Genomic DNA, 22,221 nt, shown 5'->3' on the forward strand with positions numbered 1-22,221 from the left:
GGGCGGTCAGTCCGTCCGGCGCACCAGATAGGCCGTGCCCCGGTCCGCGCCGTACCGCGCGGCCGGGGCCTCGCCCAGGTACTCCTGGGCGCGCATCTCGCACCAGGCCGGGATGTCCAGCCGGGCCGCCTCGTCGTCGGCCAGCACCACCACGGTGCCGCCGGGTGCCACCTCACCGATCCGCCGGGCGAGGTCGATCACCGGCAGCGGGCAGCGCTTTCCGAGCGCGTCCAGCACGAGCGTCTCCGTCGCCTCCGCCGCGTCCGCCTCCGGGCTCGCATCCGGGTCGGCCGGTGTCGCCTCCGTCGCGGTCGGCAGCCTCAGGTCCAGCCCGAGCGGCGCCCGGACGGCCGCGACCAGGTCCGGCAGGACGGCCAGGAACCGCTCCACGTCCTCCTCGGCGGCCTCGAACGGCAGCGAGACCCGGACGTTGCCCTCGGTCAGCACCCCCATCGCCGCCAGCACATGGCTCGGCGTCAGCGTGGAGGAGGTGCACGAGGAGCCGGAGGAGACCGCGAAGCCCGCCTTGTCCAGCTCGCCGAGCAGCACCTCGCCGTCCACGTAGAGGCAGGAGATGGTGACGATGTGGGGGAGCCGGCGCACCGGGTCGCCGACCACCTCGACCTCCGGCACCAGCGCGGGCACCCGGGCCCTGATCCGTTCCACCAGCGCGTGCAGTCGGGCGTTCTCCCGTTCGGCGTCGGCCCGGACGGCGCGCAGCGAGGCGGCGGCCGCCACGATCGCGGGGACGTTCACGTAGCCGGGCACCCGGCCGCGCTCCCGCTCGTCGGAGGGCAGCGGGGAGGCGTAGCGGACGCCCTTGCGGACGGCGAGCACGCCGACGCCGGCCGGCCCGCCCCACTTGTGGGCGCTGGCGGTCAGCAGTGACCAGCCGTGCGGCACCGGCAGCCGCCCGGCGCTCTGCGCGGCGTCCACCAGCAGCGGGATGCCGACGTTGCCGCACAGGTCGGCGACCTCGTCGACCGGCTGGACGGTGCCGACCTCGTGGTTGGCGCTCTGCAGGACGGCGAGCGCGGTGGTGTCGGTGAACCGGGCGGCGAACTGGGTGGCCTTCACCCGGCCGTGCCGGTCGACCGGGACGACGCTCACCTCGCCGCCCTGCGCCTCGTGCAGCTCGGCGGTGTGCAGGACGCTGGAGTGCTCGACCGCGGAGTGCACCAGGTGGGCGCCGCGCCGCCGGTTGCCGCGCAGCGCACCGAGGATGCCCAGCTGGACGGCCTGGGTGCCGCTCGCCGTGAAGGAGATCTCGTCCGCCCGGGCGCCGAGCTCCGCGGCCACGCCCTCGCGGGCGGCGTCCAGCAGCATCCGGGCCTGCCGGCCGGAGCGGTAGAGGCGCGCGGGGTCGGCCCACCCCTCGTCGATCGCGGCGTTCAGCGCCTGCCGGGCGACGGGGTGCAGGGGTGCGGTGGAGGCCACATCGAAGTACGACACCCTCCCACGCTATCCCCGCCCGGGGCACGGCCGGGCGCACACCCGGTTTGGTGGTATTCGTCCGGTACGACGCACCGTCACCCGCGTGTCGCAGTGAGGTCCCCCGATCGGGTGTGGGAGCCTCGGATGCCTACTATGACCTGCAACGGAACGCCTGCCGGGGCTGATCGGGTAGGCGGGCGGCGCGTTAGCGGGGGCTGCTCGTGAGTGCCGCATAAGGATGCAGTAGCGTTTGGCCCGCATAAGCATTCAAACCGTGCCCGTGGCCGGGTCGCCGGGGAGGCGAACAGCACTCCCGGAGGCGGCGCGATCGCGGGCGAGACTTCGGGAAGGCGCTACGTGAGTCCCAACGGCTCCGACCGCTCGCCGCGGCGCACGATGCGGCGGAAGCTGCCTCAGGCGCTGGCACTGGGCCTCGTCATCGCGACCGCCACCGGCTGCTCGGCCAACGACCTCCCCAGGCTTGGCCTCCCCTCGCCCGTCACCGAGGAAGGCCCCCTGGTCCTCCACATGTGGCAGGGCTCGTGGATCGCGGCGCTGGCAGTGGGCGCACTGATGTGGGGTCTGATCCTCTGGAGCGTGATCTTCCACCGGCGTAGCCGCACCAAGGTGGAGATCCCCGCTCAGACCCGGTACAACGTGCCCATCGAGGCGCTGTACACCGCGGTCCCCCTTGTCATCGTCTCGGTGCTCTTCTACTTCGTCGCCCGCGACGAAGCCGAACTGACCAAGGTCAGCGCGCATCCGCAGCACGTGGTCAACGTGGTGGGCTTCCAGTGGAACTGGGCGTTCAACTACGAGAACTCCGAGATCCCGAACCCGGCCAGCACCACTGCCGCGTACGACGTCGGCACGCCGGCCGAGGTGCCGACCCTGTACCTGCCGATCAACGAGTCGGTGGAGTTCGTCCTCACCTCCAACGATGTGATCCACGACTTCTGGCCCGTCAACTTCCTCATGAAGATGGACGTCGTGCCGGGCGTGGTGAACCGGTTCGAGGTGACCCCGACCTCCTTCGGCACCTTCGCCGGCAAGTGCGCCGAGCTCTGCGGCCAGGACCACTCCCGGATGCTGTTCAACGTCAAGGTCGTCACCCACGACCAGTACGAGCAGCACCTGAAGGAGCTTCGGGCCAAGGGCCAGTCCGGCGCGGTGCCCTCCGGCCTCCTGGGCCCCGCCGAGAACACGGGAAGTGAAAAGAAGTGACCATCCTCAACGAGCCCGCCGCGGCCGGCGGGGGCGCCGGGGGCGTCACGGCCGGCAAGAGCGCCCGTGTCGGCAAGCGGGGCAACCAGATCATCAAGTGGCTCACCACCACCGACCACAAGACGATCGGCACGATGTACCTGGCGACCTCGTTCGCCTTCTTCCTGATCGGCGGCATCCTCGCCCTGGTCATGCGCGCCGAACTCGCCCGTCCGGGGACGCAGATCCTCTCGAACGAGCAGTTCAACCAGGCGTTCACCATGCACGGCACGATCATGCTGCTGATGTTCGCCACGCCGCTCTTCGCTGGCTTCGCGAACTGGATCATGCCGCTCCAGATCGGCGCCCCCGACGTCGCCTTCCCGCGTCTGAACATGTTCGCCTACTGGCTGTACCTGTTCGGCTCGGTCATCGCGGTGGCCGGCTTCCTCACCCCGCAGGGCGCCGCCGACTTCGGCTGGTTCGCCTACTCGCCGCTGTCCGACGCCGTCCGTTCGCCGGGCGTCGGCGCCGACATGTGGATCATGGGTCTGGCCTTCTCCGGCTTCGGCACGATCCTCGGTGCGGTCAACTTCATCACCACGATCATCTGCATGCGCGCCCCCGGCATGACGATGTTCCGGATGTCGATCTTCGTCTGGAACGTCCTGCTGACCGCCGTGCTGGTCCTGCTGGCCTTCCCGGTGCTCGCCGCCGCGCTGTTCGCCCTGGAGGCGGACCGCAAGTTCGGCGCCCACGTCTTCGACCCCGCCAACGGCGGCGCGATGCTGTGGCAGCACCTGTTCTGGTTCTTCGGCCACCCCGAGGTCTACATCATCGCGCTGCCGTTCTTCGGCATCGTGTCGGAGATCATCCCGGTCTTCAGCCGCAAGCCGATGTTCGGCTACTCCGGCCTCATCGCGGCCACCATCGCGATCGCCGGCCTGTCCGTGACGGTGTGGGCCCACCACATGTACGTCACCGGCCAGGTGCTGCTGCCGTTCTTCTCCTTCATGACCTTCCTGATCGCCGTCCCGACCGGTGTGAAGTTCTTCAACTGGATCGGCACCATGTGGAAGGGCTCGCTCAGCTTCGAGACCCCGATGCTCTGGACGATCGGCTTCCTGGTCACCTTCCTCTTCGGCGGTCTGACGGGTGTTCTGCTCGCCGCCCCGCCGATCGACTTCCACGTCTCGGACTCGTACTTCGTCGTCGCCCACTTCCACTACGTGGTCTTCGGCACCGTCGTGTTCGCGATGTTCGCGGGCTTCCACTTCTGGTGGCCGAAGATGACCGGCAAGATGCTCGACGAGCGTCTCGGCAAGATCACCTTCTGGACGCTGTTCATCGGCTTCCACACCACCTTCCTCGTCCAGCACTGGCTCGGCGCGGAGGGCATGCCCCGCCGCTACGCCGACTACCTGGCCTCCGACGGCTTCACCACGCTGAACAGCGTCTCCACCGTCGGCTCGTTCCTGCTCGGCCTGTCGATCCTGCCGTTCCTCTACAACGTCTGGAAGACCGCCAAGTACGGCGAGAAGCTCGAGGTGGACGACCCGTGGGGCTACGGCCGCTCGCTGGAGTGGGCGACCTCCTGCCCGCCGCCGCGGCACAACTTCCTCACGCTGCCCCGGATCCGCTCGGAATCCCCGGCGTTCGACCTGCACCACCCGGAGATCGCCGCGCTGGACTACCTGGAGAACCACGGTGAGCCGGCGAAGCACTTCGCGGGCGTGACCCCGGCGCAGTACGACCGGCCGAAGCTGGACAAGTCCGAGAAGGAGGGCGACGCCTGATGAAGGAGCAGGGCAAGATCTTCGGCGGCTTTGCCGCCTTCATCCTGATCATGGCCATCGTCTACGGCCTGTGGTCGAAGGAGCCGGCCGGCACCACCGCGCTGTTCCTGGCGTTCGGCCTCTGTGCCTTCATCGGGTACTACCTCGCCTTCACCGCCCGCCGGGTGGACAGCGGCGCGGGTGACAACCCCGAGGCCGAGGTCGCGGACGACGCCGGCGAGGTCGGCTTCTTCGCCCCGCACAGCTGGCAGCCGCTCGCGCTCGCCATCGGCGGCGCGCTCGCCTTCCTCGGCGTGATCTTCGGCTGGTGGCTGCTCTGGTGGTCGCTGCCGATCATCCTGATCGGCATCTACGGCTGGGTCTTCGAGTTCTACCGCGGCGAGGACCAGAACCAGTAGGTTCCGGCACGTCGGGCCAAGGGCCGGGCACCCCTTCGGGGGAGCCCGGCCCTTCGCCGTGCCCGTCACGCTGCGCCGCCGTCTCACCCGGCCGGTCCAATCGTGCCGCCTCCCGGGGTGCTGAGCGCTCCCGGCCGTTCCTAGGCTCTGGTACATCGTCGGGAGACCTCGGAGGCACCGGTGAACGGTTGTCGGAGACTCGCACACGGCAAGGCCGGCATAACGGCCCTCATACTTCTGGCCCCGATAGCGGCCTGCTCGTCGGGAGGCCCGGACTCGTCCATCGGACCGGTCACCCGCACGGTCGACGCCGCACCCCTGGTGCGGACCTCGGCCGGGGAACGGGTGGACCCCGCCAAGCCCTTCACGGTGACCGCCGAACCGGGCAGCACGCTCACGGACGTCACCGTCGCCGGCCCGGACGGCCGGCTGGTGGCCGGCAAGCTGTCGGACGACCGGCGCAGCTGGCGGACCACCGGGCGGCTGCGGGCCGGCACCGCCTACACCGCCCGAATAGCCGCCGACGACGGCAAGGGCGGCCGCGGCGAGACCAGCACCGCGTTCACCACGGTCGCGGCGCAGAACCTGCTCACCGCCCAGCTCGGCCCGGACTCCTCCGGCAGCGGCGTCTACGGCGTCGGCCAGCCGCTCACGGTGAAGCTCTCCGCCCCGGTGAAGGACCCGGCGGCCCGCCGCGCGGTCGAGCAGGGCCTCACCGTCACCTCCCAGCCCGCCGTGACCGGCGCCTGGTACTGGGTGGACGACAGCAACCTGCACTTCCGGCCCGAGCAGTACTGGCCGGCCAACGCCACGGTGAAGCTCGGCTACGACCTCACCGGCGCCGCGATATCCGACGGCCTGTACGGCGGCGAGCCGAGCAGCCTCTCCTTCCGCACCGGGGACCGCGTGGAGGCCGTCGTCGACGCCGCCACCCACGAGCTGACGTACCGCCGCAACGGCGAAGTGGTCCGCACGATCCCGGTGACCACCGGCAAGCCCGGGTTCGACACCCGCAACGGCATCAAGGTGGTGCTCGGCCAGGAGGCCACCGTCCGGATGAGCGGCGAGACCATCGGCATAGCCGCCGGCAGCGCCGACTCCTACGACCTGCAGGTGGAGTGGGCCACCCGGGTGACCTGGAGCGGCGAGTACGTGCACGCGGCCCCCTGGTCGGTCGGCTCCCAGGGCAGGGCCAACGTCAGCCACGGCTGCACCGGGATGAGCACGGAGAACGCCAAGTGGTTCTTCGACAACACCCGGGTCGGTGACATCGTCCAGGTCGTCAACAGCCTCGGCCACGAGATGGAGCCGTTCGGCAACGGCTTCGGCGACTGGAACATCGGCTGGACGGACTACGTGAAGCACTCGGCGACGGGCACCCAGGTCTCCACCGCGGGCACCGCCGACACGGCCGTCCAGGCCTCCGGGGACATGCAGCCCCAGCTCTGACCCGTCCGGCGGCCGATCAGCCGCGGTAGGCCACCTGCAGGGCCGTGTGGACGGCGGCCAGCGCCTCGTCCCGGTCCAGGCCCAGTCGGTGCACCCGCTCCGCGAACTCGGCCGCCGCCGCGGCGGCCAGCCGGTGGGCGCTGTCCCCGGTGGCGGCGATCGTCGTACCGCGCCGCCCGTGGGTCTCCACCACCCCGTCCGCCTCCAGCTCCCGGTAGGCCCGGGCCACGGTGTTCGCGGCCAGCCCCAGTTCCTCGGCGAGCGCCCGCACGGTGGGGAGCTTGAGGCCCACGGGAAGCCCCCCGCTGCGGGCCTGCTCCGCGATCTGGCTCCGCACCTGCTCGTACGGGGGAGTGGCGGCGGTGTGATCGATGGTCAGCTGCACGCGCCCATTGTGGCAGGGCTCCGGCAGGCCGGCCCGGCGCCCGGGGAAAGGCCGAGGGCCCCTGCCTGGTACGGCAGGGGCCCTCGGTCTGTGGCGATCGGTACGGGATCAGTGGTGGCCGTGGCCGCTGGTGATCTCGTGGTGCTCCTCGGCGGTCGGCTTGGCGATCTGGGCGCCTTCGCCGTAGAACGCTCCGGAGAGCTTGGCACGGGCCTTCGCCAGGCGGCCGGCCTTGAGGGCGACACCGTTCTCGTCGACCTCGGCCGGCAGCTCGATCGGCTGCGGCTGCTCGTGCGCGGTGAGCTTGTACAGCTTGTCCTGCGGCAGCTGCTCGTGGATCTCGACAAACTCACCGTGCGGCAGGCGCTTGATGATGCCGCTCTCACGGCCGTGCAGCACCTTGTCCTTGTCACGGCGCTGCAGACCCAGGCACCACCGCTTGGTGATGAAGAAGGTCAGCACCGGGACGACGAAGAAGCCGACGCGGACGAAGTAGGTGATCGTGTTGATCGACAGGTGCAGGTGCGTCGCCAGCAGGTCGTTGCCACCGCCGAGGAGCAGCAGCACGTACAGGCTGATCCAGGCCGCGCCGAAGCCGGTGCGGACCGGGGCGTTGCGCGGGCGGTCGGCGATGTGGTGCTCGCGCTTGTCGCCGGTGACCCAGGCCTCGAGGAACGGGTAGACCCAGATGGCCATCAGGACCAGCGGGAAGACCATCAGCGGGACGAACACACCCATGTTCAGGGTGTGGCCCCACGCGCGGATCTCCCAGCCCGGCATGACACGGATCAGGCCCTCGGAGAAGCCCATGTACCAGTCCGGCTGGGCGTCGGTGGACACCTGGTCGGGGCGGTACGGGCCGTACGCCCAGATCGGGTTGACGGTCGCGATCGCCGAGGCGGCCGCGATGACGCCGAACACCAGGAAGAAGAAGCCACCGGCCTTGGCCATGTAGACCGGCATCAGCGGCATGCCGACGACGTTCTTCTCGGTGCGGCCGGGGCCCGCGAACTGGGTGTGCTTGTGGTAGAAGACCAGGATCAGGTGGGCCACCAGCAGGCCCAGCATGATGCCCGGGATCAGCAGCACGTGGATGGTGAAGAACCGCGGCACGATGTCGGTGCCGGGGAACTGACCGCCGTACAGGAAGAACTGCAGGTACGTGCCGACCAGCGGCACCGCCAGGATCGCGCCCTCCATGAACCGGATACCGGTACCGGACAGCAGGTCGTCCGGCAGCGAGTAGCCCATGAAGCCGTCGAACATGCCGAGGAAGAGCAGACCGGCACCGAAGAGCCAGTTGATCTCGCGCGGCTTGCGGAACGCGCCGGTGAAGAAGACGCGCATCATGTGCACCAGCATCGCGGCGACGAAGACGATCGCCGCCCAGTGGTGGATCTGACGGATCAGCAGACCGCCGCGCACCTCGAAGCTGATGTCCATGGTCGAGGCGTACGCCTCGGACATCCGGATGCCGTTGAGCGGGGCGTACGTACCGTGGTACACGGTCTCGGCCATGCTCGGCTTGAAGAACAGCGTCAGGTAGACGCCGGTCAGGATGATGATGATGAAGGTGTAGAGGCAGATCTCGCCCAGCATGAAGGACCAGTGGTCCGGGAAGATCTTGCGCAGGTTGGACTTGGCGAGGGTGTAGATCCCCAGCCGTCCGTCCGTCCAGTCAGCGGCAGCCTCGAACTTGTTCGCGGGCTTGGCGCGGGTGCTGGCTGGCTTGGAGGCGCCGGAAGTGGCGTTGTTCGCGGTACTCACGGCCGCTCCCAGTAGCTCGGGCCGACGGGCTCCTGGAAGTCGCCGGTGGCGACCAGGAAGCCCTTCTCGTCAGTGGTGATCTTCAGCTGCGGCAGCGGGTGACCGGCCGGGCCGAAGATGACGCGCGCGCCGTCCGCCAGGTCGAAGGTCGACTGGTGGCAGGGGCAGAGCGCGTGGTGGGTCTGCTGCTCGTAGAGGCTGATCGGGCAGCCGACGTGGGTGCAGATCTTCGAGTAGGCGAGGATGCCCTCGAACCCGAGCTCGGCGGACGTCTTGTCCTTCAGGTCCTCCGGAGCGATCCGGATGATCATCAGGGCGTCCTTGGCGATCTGCTCCTGGAAGATCTCCTGGTCCTCCTCCAGGCCCTCGGGCTTGGCGAAGGTCAGCGAGCCGGTGACGATGTCCTCGGGCTTCATCGGCTCGTTGGTGTTCATGTTGATCAGCTTGAGGGGCTTGGCCGGGGTGGCCAGCTCCCAGCCGGTGTGCGCCAGCTTGTCCTCGGGCAGCGGGCCCAGGTCGCGCAGCAGCACCACACCGGAGAGCGGCACCAGCGCCATCGAGCCGATCAGGGTGTTGCGGAGCATCTTGCGGCGGCCGAAGCCGGACTCCGCGGCGCCGGTCTGGAACTGCTCGATGACATCGGCACGCAGCTCGTCGTCCGCCTCGATCGGGTGGCGGTCGGCCGGGATCTCGTGGTCCGACATCAGGGTGCGCGCCCAGTGGACGGCGCCCGCACCGATGCAGAAGAGCGCCACACCGAGGGTCATGCCGAGCGCGAAGTTCAGCGCGCTGACGTGGCCCAGCGGGAAGATGTAGACGATCTTGTCGATGTCGATCGCCACGTACGAGGCGATGAAACCGACGGTGGCGAGCATCGAGACGATGAACAGCAGGGAGACCTGCCGCTCGGCGCGCTTGGCGGCGCGCTCGTCGATGTCGGTCCGGCGCGGCCCGTGGGCCGGCAGACCGGGGTCGGCGAACGGGTCGCCGTGGACGGCGACCTCGTGCCCTTCGGAGCCGTGCGACTCCGGCAGCTTCTCGTCAGACATCTCGTGGCTCATGACTTCTTGGCCTTGGTGGTGTGGGCGGCGACCCAGATCGCGACCACGATGAGCGAACCGAGGGCGAAGATCCAGCCGAACAGACCCTCGGTCACCGGACCGAGGCTGCCCAGCGAGAGGCCACCGGGGTTGGGCTCGTCGTTGGTGTGGCTGACCCAGGCCACGATCTGCTTCTTCTGCTCCTCCGGCATGGTGGTGTCGGGGAACGAGGGCATGTTCTGCGGGCCGGTCTGCATGGCCTCGTAGATGTGCTTCGGGGAGGTGCCCTCCAGCGACGGGGCGTACTTGCCCTTCGTCAGAGCGCCGCCCTTACCGGCGAAGTTGTGGCACTGGGCGCAGTTGGTCCGGAAGAGCTCGCCGCCCTTGGCCACGTCGTTCGGGTCGGTGGAGGTGTACTGCTCCTTGGTCGGAACGACCGGGCCGGGGCCGAGCGAGGCCACGTAGGCGGCCAGCTGGTCGATCTGGGCCTGGGAGTAGACGACCTTCTTGGCGGGCACCTGGGCGCCGCTCTGCTGGGCCGGCATACGGCCGGTGCCGACCTGGAAGTCGACCGCGGCGGAACCCACGCCCACCAGGCTCGGGCCGTCGGAGCTGCCCTGGCCGTCGAGGCCGTGGCAGGAGGAGCAGCCCACGGCGAAGAGCTTCTTGCCCTCTTCGATGGCGAGCGACTGCGCGGAGGTGTCGGCCTGCGCCTTCTCGGCGGGCGCGAACGCGGCGTACAGCCCCCCGGTGGCCGCCAGGGCGAGAAGTAGGACGACCAGCGCCGCCAGTGGGTGGCGCCGTCGTGCGGAGAGCTTTTTCACGGATTAACCCCGGTGTCAGGATCTGGTCGGCTGGGTGGCTGCGCCCGCGGGAGCCGGTCTGCTCGGGGCCGGTACCCGGGGCGGGGCGGACTGTCGGCGGGGCTCCCGCACGGGGCGGGTGCTCTCCGGCCGGCGGCCAGCGACCTGATCAGCCTTTACTTGATCAGGTAGATGGTCGCGAACAGGCCGATCCACACGACGTCGACGAAGTGCCAGTAGTACGACACCACGATCGCGGCGGTGGCCTGCTCGTGCGTGAACCGCCTGGCGGCGTACGTCCGCCCCAGGACCAGCAGGAAGGCGATCAGACCACCCGTCACGTGCAGGCCGTGGAAGCCGGTGGTCAGGTAGAACACCGTGCCGTACGGGTCCGAGGACAGCGACAGGCCGTCCACCTTGACCAGCTCGGTGTACTCGAAGATCTGGCCGCCGATGAAGATCGCACCCATCACGAAGGTGATGTAGAACCACGAGCGGAGCTTCTTCACGTCACCGCGCTCGGCGGCGAAAACGCCGAGCTGGCAGGTGAGGGAGGAGAGCACCAGGATCGTGGTGTTCACCGAGGAGAACGGCACGTTGAGGGCTTCCGCCTTCTCCGCCCAGAACTCCGAGCCCATGACCGAGCGGAGCGTGAAGTACATCGCGAACAGGGCCGCGAAGAACATCAGCTCGGAGCTCAGCCAGACGATGGTTCCGACGCTGACCAGGTTCGGCCTGTTGACCGCTCCGTGCGCGTGTCCGGTTTCTGTTGCTGTTGCTGTCGCCACGACGGACATTATGTCGGTCCCTTATTCCGTCTTCACGCCGGGGGGTGCTCCTCGGAGTGTCCGGTGCGTGCGGTATGCCCCCCTGGGCCTGGCCTGCGTCGACGCCCGGAGGGCCGGTTGGCCGCGTGTCCGTTTTCTGATGGTTGTTCGGGGTGGGCGATGCCGGGTACCCCGCGCGGGTGAGATCCGGGCGCGGCGGGTTGAGGGAGATCGCGTCAGGGACTCACCGGGACGGCTCCGCCGGAGTAGCATCCGGAGGTGAACGTGGTCCGGATCACACTGGGCCGTTCGGAGCTGTACATATAAGAGGACGAGCACCCGGGAGCAGGGCCCATGGCGCACACGACCGACGAGACGCTCACCGTTCTCGTCTACAGCGACGACCGCAACACCCGCGAGGAGGTCACCCTGGCGCTCGGCCGCCGGCCCGCCGCCGACCTCCCCGCCGTCGAGTACCTGGAGTGCGCCACCACCCCGGCCGTCCTCCGCGCCCTCGAGAAGGGCGGCGTCGACCTGTGCGTGCTGGACGGCGAGGCCGTCCCCGCCGGCGGCCTCGGCCTCACCCGCCAGCTCAAGGACGAGATCTACGGCTGCCCGCCCGTCCTGGTCCTCATCGGCCGCCCGCAGGACTCCTGGCTCGCCGCCTGGAGCCGGGCCGACGCCGCGATCGCCCGGCCGGTCGACCCGGTCGCGCTCGCCGACGCCGCGGCCACCCTGCTCCGCGGCCGGATCGCCCGGCGGACACCCGCACACCACTGACACCCGCACACCACTGACACCCGCGCACCACTGACAAGGGCGCACCACCCACCCGTCTCACCAGGAGAGAAGGGGCGGCGGGATCGGCGCGGCCGCCCGCCGCCGCTCGCTAGGCTGGCTCCGTCCCTGTATCGGCGCACTACCGATGAGAGCTGGAGTCGGCCATGGTGAACGTGAACCCTGCGAACGGCGGCAAGGACCCCGTGCAGGTGGTCCGCACCTGGCCGGACGTCCTGTCGGCACTGCTGCGCGGCGAGAACCTCGCGGAGGCGGACACCTCCTGGGCGATGGACCAGATCATGAGCGGCGAGGCCTCGCCCGTCCAGGTGGCCGGCTTCATGGTCGCGCTGCGGGCGAAGGGCGAGACCGTCGAGGAGATCGCCGGCCTGGTCGACGCCATGTACGCGCACGCCGAGCCGCTGCACATCCCCGGGCCCGCCGTCGACATCGTCGGCACGGGCGGTGACCGCGCCAAGACCGTCAACATCTCCACCATGTCGGCGATCGTGGCGGCCGCGGCCGGAGCCAAGGTCGTCAAGCACGGCAACCGGGCCTCCTCCTCCGCCTCCGGCTCCTCGGACGTGCTGGAGAAGCTCGGCGTCAGCCTCGACCTCGGCGCCCGCCGGGTCGCCGAGGTGGCCGAGGAGGTCGGCCTGACCTTCTGCTTCGCGGCCAAGTTCCACCCCGCGATGCGGCACGCGGCCACCGCGCGGGCCGGGCTCGGCGTGCCCACCGCCTTCAACATCCTCGGGCCGCTGACCAACCCGGCGAAGGTCACCTCGCACGCCGTCGGCTGCTTCGACACCCGGCTGGCCGGGCTGATCGCGGGCGTTTTCGCCCGCCGCGGCGCCTCCGCGCTGGTCTTCCGCGGCGACGACGGCCTCGACGAACTGACCGTCTGCACCACCTCGCACGTCTGGATCGTCAAGAACGGTGCCGTCACCGAGACCTCGTTCGACCCGCGGGACGTCGGGATCGAGCTGGCCGGGATCGAGGCGCTGCGAGGAGCCGACGCCGAGCACAACGCCGGTGTCGCACGGCGGGTGTTCGCCGGCGAGCGGGGGCCCGTCCGGGACGCCGTCCTGCTCAACACCGCCGCCGCACTGGCCGCGATCGACCTCACCGACGCCCCGCTGACCGAGCAGCTCGCGGCGGGGATCGAGCGGGCGGCGGCCGCGATCGACTCCGGCACGGCCGAGGCCACCCTCAAGCGCTGGGCCGAGGCCACGCAGAAGTAGTCCGAGGCCGCACGGACGCAGGGCGGAGCCCGTCAGGGGCGCGTGGGGCACAGCCCCACGCGCCCCTGTCCGTCTTGACCGGTCGCGCGGCGGTCACCTAGAGTCTCCGGCAGGTCATGAGTGGCAGCGTCAAGCCCCAGCTTGCTGTCCGGCAACCCTCCGTCCGTGGCGGGGTGCCCTGGGTGAGGACCGGGCCGTGCGGCACACCGTCCGCGTGGCAAGCGCGGACTTCCGGCGACGCATCCCCGGGGTCCCCACCCCGTGAAGGAGTGCATCCTCATGTCGCTGTCGACCGATCTCTGCGCCCCCCTCGCCGTTCTCGGCCACGACGTCCAGGTGCCGCTCGCCACCGGTGAGAAGGTCGGCTACGCCGCGCTCGACTACGCCGCCAGCGCTCCCGCCCTGCAGCGGGTCTGGGACGACGTCGCCGCGTACGCCCCCTACTACGGCAGCGTCCACCGCGGGGCCGGCTACCTCTCCCAGCTGTCCACCGACCTGTTCGAGCAGAGCCGCCGCACCGTCGCCGACTTCCTCGACCTGCGCGAGGGCGACCAGGTGGTGTTCACCCGCGCCACCACCGACTCGCTCAACCTGCTGGCCGGTGCGGTGCCCGCCGGCACCCGGGTCTTCGCCTTCGAGACCGAGCACCACGCCTCCCTGCTGCCCTGGCGCCACGCCGGTCTGACGGTCGAGTACCTGCGCGCCCCGCGCTCGCACGCCGAGGCCGTCGCCGCCCTGGACGCCGCGCTCGCCGCCGGCTCCGCCGAGGGCCCGCGCCTGCTGTGCGTCACCGGAGCCTCCAACGTCACCGGAGAGCTGTGGCCGATCGCCGAACTCACCGAGACCGCCCACCGGCACGGCGCCCGGGTCGTCCTGGACGCCGCCCAGCTGGCCCCGCACCACCGCCTGTCGGTCCGTGAACTCGGCGTCGACTGGGTCGCGTTCTCCGGCCACAAGCTGTACGCGCCGTTCGGCGCCGGGGTGCTGGCCGGCCGCAGCGACTGGCTGGACGCGGCCGAGCCGTACCTGGCGGGCGGCGGCGCCAGCCGCACCGTGGCCCGGGAGGCGGACGGCTCGGTGGCCGTCGAGTGGCACACCGGCCCGGCCCGGCACGAGGCCGGCTCGCCGAACGTGATCGGCGCCTACGCCATCGCCTCGGCCTGCCGGGCGCTCTCGGAGGCCGGCTTCGACGAGCTGGAGGGCCGCGAGCGGGCGCTGATCGAGCGACTCACCGCCGGGCTGGCGCGGATCCCCGAGGTCAAGGTGCTCAACCTGTTCGGCGCGGGCTCGGCCCGGGTCGGCGTGCTGTCCTTCGTCGTCCGCGGCTGGAACAGCTCGCACTTCTCGGCGGCGCTCTCCGCCGAGTACGGCATCGGTGTCCGGGACGGCCTGTTCTGCGCGCACCCGCTGGTGCGCACCCTGCTCGGCGGGGAGGAGGCGGCGCCGTCCGAGTGCGGCGCGCCGGAGCCGTCGCTGCCGGGGGAGCGTAGCCTGAACGCGATCCGGGTGAGCTTCGGCGCGGGCACCCCCGAGGAGCACGTCGACCGCTTCCTGGCCGCCGTCCGGGAGCTCGTCACCGACGGCGCCCGCTGGAACTACCGCAACGAGGGCGGCCGCTGCGTCGCCGACACCGGCCGGGCCGCCTGAGCGGCCTCGGGCCGCCTCGGCCCGCACGGGCAGGGAGTGGGCCGCCCGGCCGGGCGGCCCGGTGCCGCTACTCGTCCAGGCCGAGCGCGAACGCGGCCTCCAGGTCGTGCTGCGAGTAGGTGCGGAAGGCGATCTGGGTCTCGGTGTGCTCCACACCCGGCACCTTGTTGACCTGACCGGGGATCACCTCGGCCAGGTCCTCGTGCTGCCGCACCCGGACCATCGCCACCAGGTCGTAGCTGCCGGTCACCGAGTAGACCTCGCTGACGCCCTCGATCGCGGCGATCGCCTCGGCGATCTCGGGGATCCGGTCGACGCTGGTCTTGATGAGGACGATCGCGGTGATCACTCTTCGGCTCCTGTGTGTGGGGTACCGCCCAGCGTATCCGCCGTCAGGCGGCGCGTCTGCCCTGTCCGGGGCCGCACCGGGCGCGCCAGCAGCCAGCCCGCGCTGAAGCCGATCACGTGCACCAGGTACGCCACGCCGGGCACCGCCGGCCCGACCGGCCACCACTGCAGGGCGAACCACAGCCCGAGCACCAGCCAGGCCGGGAAGCGCAGCGGCAGGAAGAACAGCACCGGCACCAGCGTGGTCACCCGGGCCCGCGGGTAGAGCCGCAGATAGCCGCCGAGCACCCCGGCGATCGCTCCCGAGGCGCCGACCAGCGCCCGCACCGACTGGGTCGAGTCCGCCTCGGCCAGCGCCCAGCCGTACGTCGCCAGGTAGCCGATGCCCAGATAGAAGAGGAGGAAGCGCAGCCGTCCGAGCCGTTCCTCCACGTCCGGGCCGAAGACATAGAGGAAGAGCAGGTTGCCGACCAGGTGCAGCCAACCCGCGTGGACGAACAGCGAGCTGAGCACCGACAGGAACGGGATCTTGTGCGGGGTCGGCGTGACCGTGCAGCCCGGCACCGCGGGCGGCAGGGTGGCCAGCCGGGCAGCGTCCAGGGGTTTGCCGGACAGCAGCTCCGCCGGGACGGCCCCCCAGTGCTGCTCGAAGCGCTGCTCCGCGCAGACCCGGGCGGCTCCGGTGCCGTACCGCGGGTTGAGGCCGAAGCTCGGGCCGGCCAGCAGGACGAGGGCGCTCAGCGCGATCAGGGCGTAGGTGACCAGCGGCGTGCGCGCGGGCGCGGCGGCGTCCCGGCCCGCCGCTGCGCGCACGGGGGCGGGGACGGGGGCGGGGACGGCCATGACAGCGAGCATTCCTCGGCGCACCCGCGGTGACACCGCGGGTGCTGCAAGCGGGTGACCTGTCCGCCCCTCAGGACCGGTCACCGCGGGTGGTGCCGTACGCAATAGGCTTGGAGGACACCGGACCCGGGACCATCCGAGAGGACCTCCGATGACCATCGCCGCCCCCACCGCCGAGACCCGTTGGCGTTGCACGCTCTGCGGGAACCTCACCCGCTTCGACGTGACGCGCTCGGCTCGAGTGGTGGAGTACCTGCACTTCGACCTCGGCGGCGAATCGAAGGTGGAGGAGACCGAGGTGCTCAGCGAGACCCTGGAGTCGGTCCGCTGCCGCTGGTGCAACGCCGTCGACCAGGTGGAGCTCGTCCCCCGGCCGGGCGCCGACATCGCCGAGGAGCCGGCCGCGGACGCGCCGGGGGCCTGAGCCGTATCGTCTCGTCCTGACACACCCCGGTGGAGCCGGAGGCCCTCTCTTTCGGATCTTGCCGGGCGCAAGATCCGAAAGAGAGGGCCTGGGCCCCGCCGGGGTGTGTGGCGAGGTGCCCGGCTGGGCACGGTAGACGGGACAATTGCACAGAGCGGTGCATTTCGAGGGCAGCGGCCACCGGCCGCGCGGGCCCGGGGAGCAGGATCGGAGCCGAGGACGTGGTGGACGCAGCGAGCGGGCCGGCCGAGCCGCAGGGGCAGCAGCCCGCTGCGGACGCGGCGCTGCCGGACGCTTCCGGGGCCGGGCCGGAGCCCGGGCCCGGGGACACGCCGTCCGAGCAGCTGGACCGGCCGCTCCCCGAAGGGGTGCGCCGCCGGGTGGTCGGCATCGCGGCCGACGCCCTCGGTGCCATCCCGGCCGGCGAACTGCCCGCGGGGCTGCGCCCGTACGCCAAGTTCACCCCAGCCCGGCGGGCCAAGTACGCGGCCACCGCGCTGGCCGCGGCGCTGGACGCGGAGCCGGTGTTCAGGGTCCGGATAGCCGATCGGCTGCGGCTCGGCCAGCCGGACCTGGTCAAGGCGCTGGAGTCCGGCGCCGTCCCGGCAGCCGCCGACCCGATGGACGTGGCCGCCGCCGCCTACCTGCTGCGCCCGGCCGGCTGGAGCCGGCTGGTGGCCGAGGCCGGCGACGAGGTCGAACGGGCGGACGCCGAGGGCGCCGCGGCCGAGGCCGCCCGGGTGGTGGAGAAGCTGCAGGCCGAACTCGCCGAGGTGCGCGCCGCCGCCCGGGTGGACCTGGACCGGCAGCGCGCCGAGTCGGAGGGGGTGCGCCGGGAGGCGGAGTCGCTGCGCAAGCGCGTCCGGAGCCTGGAGAGCGACACCCGCCGGGCACAGGCGGAGGCCCGCAAACTGCAGACGGAGCTGGACGCGGCGCGCGCCGCGGCGGCGGCCGAACGCAGTGCGGCGGACGGCGAGGCGCGCCGGCTGCGGCACCGGATCACCGAGCTGGAGACGGCCGCCGAGGCCGGCCGGCGGTCGGCGCGCGAGGGCCGCAGCGTGGAGGACATGCGGCTGCGGCTGCTGCTCGACACGGTGCTCCAGTCGGCGCAGGGGCTGCAGCGGGAGCTGGCGCTGCCGGTGGCCCAGCTGCGGCCGGCCGACCTGGTGGACGCGGTCGAGCCGGGCTCGGCCAACCCGCACGACGTGGCGCGGCGCGGCCTGGCGGAGGACGACCCGGCACTGCTCGACCAGCTGCTGGCGATCCCTCAGGTGCACCTGGTGGTCGACGGCTACAACGTGACCAAGACCGGGTACCCGACGCTGCCGCTGGAGCAGCAGCGGATGCGGCTGCTGGGCGGTCTGGCCATGCTGGCGCAGCGCACCCAGGCCGAGGTGACCTGCGTCTTCGACGGCCAGGACCTGGACGTCCCGGTGATCATGGCGCCGCCGCGCGGGGTGCGGGTGCGCTTCAGCCGCACGGGGGAGACCGCGGACGAGCTGATCCGCCGCCTGGTGCGGGCCGAGCCGCAGGGCCGGCCGGTGGTGGTGGTCTCCACGGATCGCGAGGTCGCGGACGGCGTGCGGAAGGCGGGTGCGCGTCCGGTCGCGTCGATTCTGCTGCTCAACCGGCTCGCCCGGCCCTGACGGTCGGTCGGCCCCCGGCGCGGGCCGGGTGGCGGGCTTGTGGCGGGGTGGTGAAATCGTGGCCTCTGCGCCAAGTTCGCCCAACTCGGGAGTGGCGCCGGGGACGGATCTTCACTAGGGTCTGGCGTCAAACCTATTTTCCGGACGTCCACTCGATCGGGTGAGTCCAGCAGGAAGAAGGAGCTAGACCCTTGGCCTCCCACCGCCGTCCCAAGCAGCCGAGCCGCGCACGGGTATCCGTGCTCACCGCTGCCGCCGCGACCGCGGTCGCCCTCTCCGCGCAGGCCAGCGCGCACGCCGCACCGGCCAAGCCGAGCAAGGACGAGGTCAAGGTCCAGGTCGACAAGCTGCTCGAGGAGCAGGAGCAGGCGGCCGAGAAGTACAACGGCGCCAAGGAGCGGGCCGACCAGCTCCGCAAGCAGGCCGACCAGCTGCAGGACCAGATCGCCCGTAGCCAGGAGCAGCTCTCCCAGGTGGCGTCCGGCCTGTCCGCGGTGGCGGCCGACCAGTACCGCACCGGCGGCGTCGACCCGACGGTCGCGCTGATGCTCTCCTCGAACCCGGACAACTACCTCGAGAAGGCGTCCAGCAACGAGCAGGCCACCGACACCCAGGCCTCCACGCTGAAGGGTCTTCGGGACCAGCAGCGCCGGCTGGACCAGCAGAAGCAGGAGGCCGCCGCCATCCTCGCCGAGCTGGACCGCTCCACCCAGGTGCTGAACGACTCCAAGGCGGACGTCCAGAAGAAGCTCGCCGAGGCGCAGCGCCTGCTGAGCACCCTGACGGCCGCCGAGCGCGCCGCGATCCTGGGCACCGACCGCGCCTCGCGCGACGCCAGCCGCTTCGACCTGACCAACCTGCCGCCGGCCGCCGGCTACGCCGCGGTCGCGGTCGAGGCTGCGATGGGCAAGCGCGGCACCCCGTACGTGTGGGGCGCCACCGGCCCGAACTCCTTCGACTGCTCCGGTCTGATGGTGTGGGCGTACGCCAAGGCCGGCGTGTCGCTGCCGCGTACCTCACAGTCGCAGGCCAGCGTCGGCACCCGCGTCCCCTCTCTGGCCGCCGCCCAGCCGGGTGACCTTGTCATCTACTACTCGGACGCGCACCACGTCGGGATGTACATCGGCAACGGCCTCGTCGTCCACGCCCCGCGGACCGGCGACGTGGTGAAGGTGATGGACGCGGACATCCTGCCGATCAAGACGATCCGCCGCGTCTGACCATCCAGTAGCAATTCGGACATAAGCCTCACCTGCGGCGTTTCTGATGCCGCATGACACGCCCGGGCGTGTCGTGATCACTGTGTGATCTGCGACACGCCCGGGCGTCGTGTTTGTCCGTCCCGGGGTGACATCTCGTCAGCCGAGCGTGGATTCTCGGTCACTGGCGGTCGTGCTCACATTTTCACGACAACATTTCCCCGTCGATTTTCTGACAACGATTTGAACGGATCACGGATCGGTTACTAGGGTCGTCCCCACGGACCGCCGCACAGTGATCGCCCGACCCGGGTGACGGTGGTGGTCGCCGCCGAGTCCGCGACGCAGCTGGACGGTTCCGACCGTCCACGGGGAACCCCTGCGGGGGTGCTGTCGAACGGAGCCGGGGAACCACGTTTCCCCCGGGGTGAATCGGCGTCAGGTCGGCCGCGCCGGCCGGGCCGCGGGAAGCCGCGACCGGGCAGGGGCGGGCGTGAGGCGTCGTAGGGCAATGCTTCCGGCCCGAACCCGTCAGCTCACCCGGTAGGCGGTGTGAGGAAGAAGGAGTCCGCCTTCGTGGCGTCCCATCGTCGTCCCAAGCCCGTCGGCCGTACCCGCGCATCGATCCTGACTGCGGCAGCCGCCACCGCGGTGGCACTCTCCTCGCAGACCGGTGCGCACGCCGACCCGGCACCCACCAAGGAGCAGGTCGCGGCCCAGGTCGACCAGCTCAACGATCAGGCCGAAGCGGCCAACGAGCAGTACCTCGCGGCCGAGCAGAAGCAGCAGGAGCTGCAGAAGCAGGTCACCACGCTCCAGGACCAGGTCGCGCGTCAGCAGGACCAGGTCAGCGGCGTCCAGGGCCGCCTCGCCGAGGTCGCCGCCCAGCAGTACCGCGACGGCGGCATCTCGCCCACCGTCAAGCTGATGCTCTCCAGCAACCCGGGCGAGTTCCTCGGCCAGGCCGGCGCGGTCAGCCGGATGAGCGCGACCCAGGCCGACACCCTGAAGTCCTTCAAGGCCGAGCAGGCCAAGCTGGACGGCCAGAAGGCCGAGGCCGAGCACAAGCTCGCCGAGCTGGACACCAGCACCCGCGCGCTCAAGGCCAAGAAGGAGGACTTCCAGGGCAAGCTGGCCAAGGCCCAGTCCCTGCTGAACTCCCTCACCCAGAAGGAGAAGGACGAGCTCGCCGCCGCGGAGCAGCGTGCCGCGGACGCCGCGCGCACGTCCGCCGACCGGGCCTCGCGGGACACCACCCGTCCCGACCTCGGCAGTGTCGACCTGCCGTCGGGTACGTACACCGCCAAGGCGATCGCGGCCGTCAAGTCCGCACTGGGCGCCCCGTACGTGTACGGCGCGACAGGCCCGAGCACCTTCGACTGCTCCGGTCTGATGCAGTGGGCGTACGGCAAGGCGGGCGTCTCCATCCCGCGCACCTCGCAGTCGCAGGCCGGCGCCGGCACCAACATCGGCACCAACATCGCCAACGCCAAGCCCGGTGACCTGGTCATCTACTACAGCGACCGGCACCACGTCGGCATGTACGTGGGCGGCGGGCAGGTGATCCACGCGCCGCACACCGGTGCGGTCGTCCGCTACGTCGCGGCCACCGCCATGCCGATCTCGGCGATCATCCGGGTGTGACGACCCGTCCGGCGGACTCGTGCGGGCCCGGCTCCCACCACGGGGGCCGGGCCCGCGGTCGTCGCTGCCCGCCCGCCATGCTCGCCATAATGTCCGATTAGCGGTCAGATATTCGATGATGGATGGGTTTGGACTAGATCGGTGTGACTCGCTAACGTCTGCCCCCGGATGTCCGCGAGGACGGCCGCCCGACCGGGGCGGCGGCGGCCGTCCGGCCGCAGGAACGGAGCCGCCGCCGCATGTCCGCGCACCGACGCCCCCAACTGCCGGGCGGTCACACCCTCGCCCGGGCCCTGCTGCTCACGGCCGCGGCGACCACGGCCGTCGGCGTCACCGTCGGCACGGGCGCGTACGCCACCCCCGCGGCGCCCGCCGACCCGTCCTGGCGGACCGCCGACGTCAGGGCCAAGGTCGACCGGCTCTACGAGGAGGCCGAGCAGGCCAGCGAGCGGGCGAACGCCGCCGCGGAGGACCAGAAGCGCCTGCAGACCGAGGCCGGCCAGCTGCAGGACCAGATCGCCGCCGGCCAGGACCAGCTCAACGGCCTCTACACCGACCTCGCCACCGCCGCCGCCGCGCAGTACCGCGACGGCGGGCTCGACCCGGCCTTCCGCCTGATGCTGGAGTCCGACCCGGCCGGCTACCTCACCCGGGCCCGCGCCCTCGACCAGGCCGCCACCCGGCAGAGCGACACCCTGCGCCAGGTGCTCGACCGCCAGCGCAGGATCGACCAGCGCCGCGCCGAGGCCGGCGCCAAGCTCGCCGAGCTGGAGGACGTCCGCCGCTCCCTCGCCGGCCACAAGGACGAGGTCCGCCGCCGGCTCGGCGACGCCCAGCGCCTGCTCGGCGGCCTCACCACCGCCGAGCGCGTCCGGCTGGCCACCGCCGACGCCGCCGACGCGGCCCGCCGCGCGGCCCGCGGCGCCGACCGCCTCGACCTCGGCGACCAGCCGCCCTCCTCCGACCGCGCGGCCGCCGCCCTGGCCGCCGCGATCAGCAAGATCGGATCACCGTACGTCTACGGATCGACCGGCCCTCGTGCCTTCGACTGCTCCGGTCTGATGTACTGGAGCTGGCGGCAGGCCGGAGTCACCCTGCCGCGCACCTCGCAGGCGCAGGCATACGCGGGGCGGCGAGTCAGCCTCTCCGAGGCGCGACCGGGAGACCTGGTGATCTTCTTCAAGGACATGCACCACGTCGGCATGTACGCCGGCGGCGGCGTCGTCGTGCATGCCCCCTACCCCGGCGCCCGGGTCCGCTACGAGAACGTCAGCGCCATGCCCGTCAGCGGGGTGGTGCGGGTCTGAGCACCTTCCACCGGCAGCCCGGCCCGTCCGGCGGGGAGGCCGAACCCCTGGTCACCGACCTGCCCCGGCCCACCGGGGCGGGCCGCGCCGTCCTGCCGGCCGG

Annotated in this window: 20 protein-coding genes and 2 riboswitches; of the genes, 12 read left to right on the forward strand and 8 right to left on the reverse strand. The window is 71.4% G+C overall.

Annotation, left to right across the window (positions count from 1 at the left end; all coding sequences use genetic code 11):
- Positions 1–6: 6 nt before the first annotated feature.
- Positions 7–1,452 (reverse strand): aminotransferase class V-fold PLP-dependent enzyme, encoded by a 1,446-nt coding sequence (locus AB0P35_RS04135; protein WP_363506190.1) that lies wholly within the window; start codon positions 1,450–1,452, stop codon positions 7–9.
- 339 nt (positions 1,453–1,791) lie between these two features.
- Between AB0P35_RS04135 and AB0P35_RS04140 the strand changes: the two genes are divergently transcribed.
- From AB0P35_RS04140 to AB0P35_RS04155, 4 genes are all read left to right on the forward strand, one after another.
- Positions 1,792–2,658, forward strand: a complete 867-nt coding sequence (locus AB0P35_RS04140) for a cytochrome c oxidase subunit II (protein WP_095876991.1) — start codon at positions 1,792–1,794, stop codon at positions 2,656–2,658.
- 89 nt (positions 2,659–2,747) lie between these two features.
- Entirely contained in the window at positions 2,748–4,433 is a 1,686-nt protein-coding gene (gene ctaD, locus AB0P35_RS04145) for a cytochrome c oxidase subunit I (protein WP_257019530.1), read from the forward strand.
- A complete protein-coding gene (locus AB0P35_RS04150; RefSeq protein ID WP_095876989.1) occupies positions 4,433–4,831 on the forward strand; it encodes a cytochrome c oxidase subunit 4 in 399 nt (132 codons plus the stop codon). The genes ctaD and AB0P35_RS04150 overlap by 1 nt, the downstream gene beginning before the upstream one ends.
- Before the next feature lie 345 nt (positions 4,832–5,176).
- Positions 5,177–6,280: an Ig-like domain-containing protein gene (locus AB0P35_RS04155; RefSeq protein WP_363506195.1), complete on the forward strand. Its 1,104-nt coding sequence runs from the start codon at positions 5,177–5,179 to the stop codon at positions 6,278–6,280.
- Positions 6,281–6,296: 16 nt separating this feature from the next.
- Here AB0P35_RS04155 and AB0P35_RS04160 read toward each other — a convergent pair whose 3' ends face one another.
- The 5 genes from AB0P35_RS04160 to AB0P35_RS04180 form a co-directional block, all read right to left on the reverse strand.
- On the reverse strand, positions 6,297–6,665 hold the full coding sequence (locus tag AB0P35_RS04160; RefSeq protein WP_095876987.1) for a GntR family transcriptional regulator: 369 nt from the start codon (positions 6,663–6,665) through the stop codon (positions 6,297–6,299).
- Between the two features lie 108 nt (positions 6,666–6,773).
- Entirely contained in the window at positions 6,774–8,432 is a 1,659-nt protein-coding gene (locus tag AB0P35_RS04165; protein ID WP_095876986.1) for a ubiquinol-cytochrome c reductase cytochrome b subunit, read from the reverse strand.
- A complete protein-coding gene (locus tag AB0P35_RS04170) occupies positions 8,429–9,481 on the reverse strand; it encodes a Rieske 2Fe-2S domain-containing protein (RefSeq protein ID WP_179419673.1) in 1,053 nt (350 codons plus the stop codon). Before AB0P35_RS04170 ends, AB0P35_RS04165 begins: the two co-directional genes overlap by 4 nt.
- Before the next feature lie 8 nt (positions 9,482–9,489).
- Entirely contained in the window at positions 9,490–10,296 is an 807-nt protein-coding gene (locus AB0P35_RS04175; RefSeq protein ID WP_363506200.1) for a c-type cytochrome, read from the reverse strand.
- 155 nt (positions 10,297–10,451) lie between these two features.
- The gene (locus AB0P35_RS04180) at positions 10,452–11,072 is read right to left on the reverse strand and encodes a heme-copper oxidase subunit III (RefSeq protein ID WP_095876983.1); all 621 of its coding nucleotides are present in this window, start codon (positions 11,070–11,072) and stop codon (positions 10,452–10,454) included.
- Positions 11,073–11,396: 324 nt separating this feature from the next.
- On the opposite strand from AB0P35_RS04180, the gene AB0P35_RS04185 reads away from it, so the two are divergent.
- From AB0P35_RS04185 to AB0P35_RS04195, 3 genes are all read left to right on the forward strand, one after another.
- Positions 11,397–11,822: a hypothetical protein gene (locus AB0P35_RS04185; protein ID WP_095876982.1), complete on the forward strand. Its 426-nt coding sequence runs from the start codon at positions 11,397–11,399 to the stop codon at positions 11,820–11,822.
- Positions 11,823–11,986: 164 nt separating this feature from the next.
- On the forward strand, positions 11,987–13,060 hold the full coding sequence (gene trpD / locus AB0P35_RS04190) for an anthranilate phosphoribosyltransferase (RefSeq protein WP_095876981.1): 1,074 nt from the start codon (positions 11,987–11,989) through the stop codon (positions 13,058–13,060).
- 112 nt (positions 13,061–13,172) lie between these two features.
- A riboswitch (SAM riboswitch) is annotated at positions 13,173–13,290 on the forward strand.
- A 49-nt stretch (positions 13,291–13,339) separates the two neighbouring features.
- The gene (locus tag AB0P35_RS04195; RefSeq protein ID WP_095876980.1) at positions 13,340–14,707 is read left to right on the forward strand and encodes an aminotransferase class V-fold PLP-dependent enzyme; all 1,368 of its coding nucleotides are present in this window, start codon (positions 13,340–13,342) and stop codon (positions 14,705–14,707) included.
- Positions 14,708–14,774: 67 nt separating this feature from the next.
- Here AB0P35_RS04195 and AB0P35_RS04200 read toward each other — a convergent pair whose 3' ends face one another.
- Positions 14,775–15,056, reverse strand: a complete 282-nt coding sequence (locus AB0P35_RS04200; protein ID WP_030262969.1) for an Lrp/AsnC ligand binding domain-containing protein — start codon at positions 15,054–15,056, stop codon at positions 14,775–14,777.
- Entirely contained in the window at positions 15,053–15,898 is an 846-nt protein-coding gene (locus AB0P35_RS04205; protein ID WP_363506206.1) for a rhomboid family intramembrane serine protease, read from the reverse strand. The genes AB0P35_RS04200 and AB0P35_RS04205 overlap by 4 nt, the downstream gene beginning before the upstream one ends.
- A gap of 151 nt (positions 15,899–16,049) precedes the next feature.
- Here AB0P35_RS04205 and AB0P35_RS04210 point away from each other — a divergent pair, with 151 nt between their 5' ends.
- The 5 genes from AB0P35_RS04210 to AB0P35_RS04230 all read left to right on the forward strand — a co-directional run bounded on the left by AB0P35_RS04210 (position 16,050) and on the right by AB0P35_RS04230 (position 22,118).
- The gene (locus AB0P35_RS04210) at positions 16,050–16,322 is read left to right on the forward strand and encodes a hypothetical protein (RefSeq protein ID WP_095876978.1); all 273 of its coding nucleotides are present in this window, start codon (positions 16,050–16,052) and stop codon (positions 16,320–16,322) included.
- Between the two features lie 284 nt (positions 16,323–16,606).
- Entirely contained in the window at positions 16,607–17,968 is a 1,362-nt protein-coding gene (locus tag AB0P35_RS04215; protein WP_363506348.1) for an NYN domain-containing protein, read from the forward strand.
- A gap of 191 nt (positions 17,969–18,159) precedes the next feature.
- Positions 18,160–19,188, forward strand: coding sequence for an NlpC/P60 family protein (locus tag AB0P35_RS04220; RefSeq protein ID WP_363506209.1), 1,029 nt, complete (start codon positions 18,160–18,162; stop codon positions 19,186–19,188).
- Positions 19,189–19,545: 357 nt separating this feature from the next.
- Positions 19,546–19,733: riboswitch (cyclic di-AMP (ydaO/yuaA leader) on the forward strand.
- Between the two features lie 10 nt (positions 19,734–19,743).
- Entirely contained in the window at positions 19,744–20,811 is a 1,068-nt protein-coding gene (locus AB0P35_RS04225) for a C40 family peptidase (protein ID WP_095876976.1), read from the forward strand.
- A 239-nt stretch (positions 20,812–21,050) separates the two neighbouring features.
- Positions 21,051–22,118 carry an NlpC/P60 family protein gene (locus AB0P35_RS04230; RefSeq protein ID WP_363506212.1) on the forward strand — a complete coding sequence of 356 codons (1,068 nt, stop codon included), beginning with the start codon at positions 21,051–21,053 and terminating at the stop codon, positions 22,116–22,118.
- The last annotated feature ends 103 nt before the right edge of the window (positions 22,119–22,221 follow it).

The sequence above is a fragment of the Kitasatospora sp. NPDC085879 genome, assembly GCF_040686255.1.
Classification (GTDB): Bacteria; Actinomycetota; Actinomycetes; order Streptomycetales; family Streptomycetaceae; genus Kitasatospora.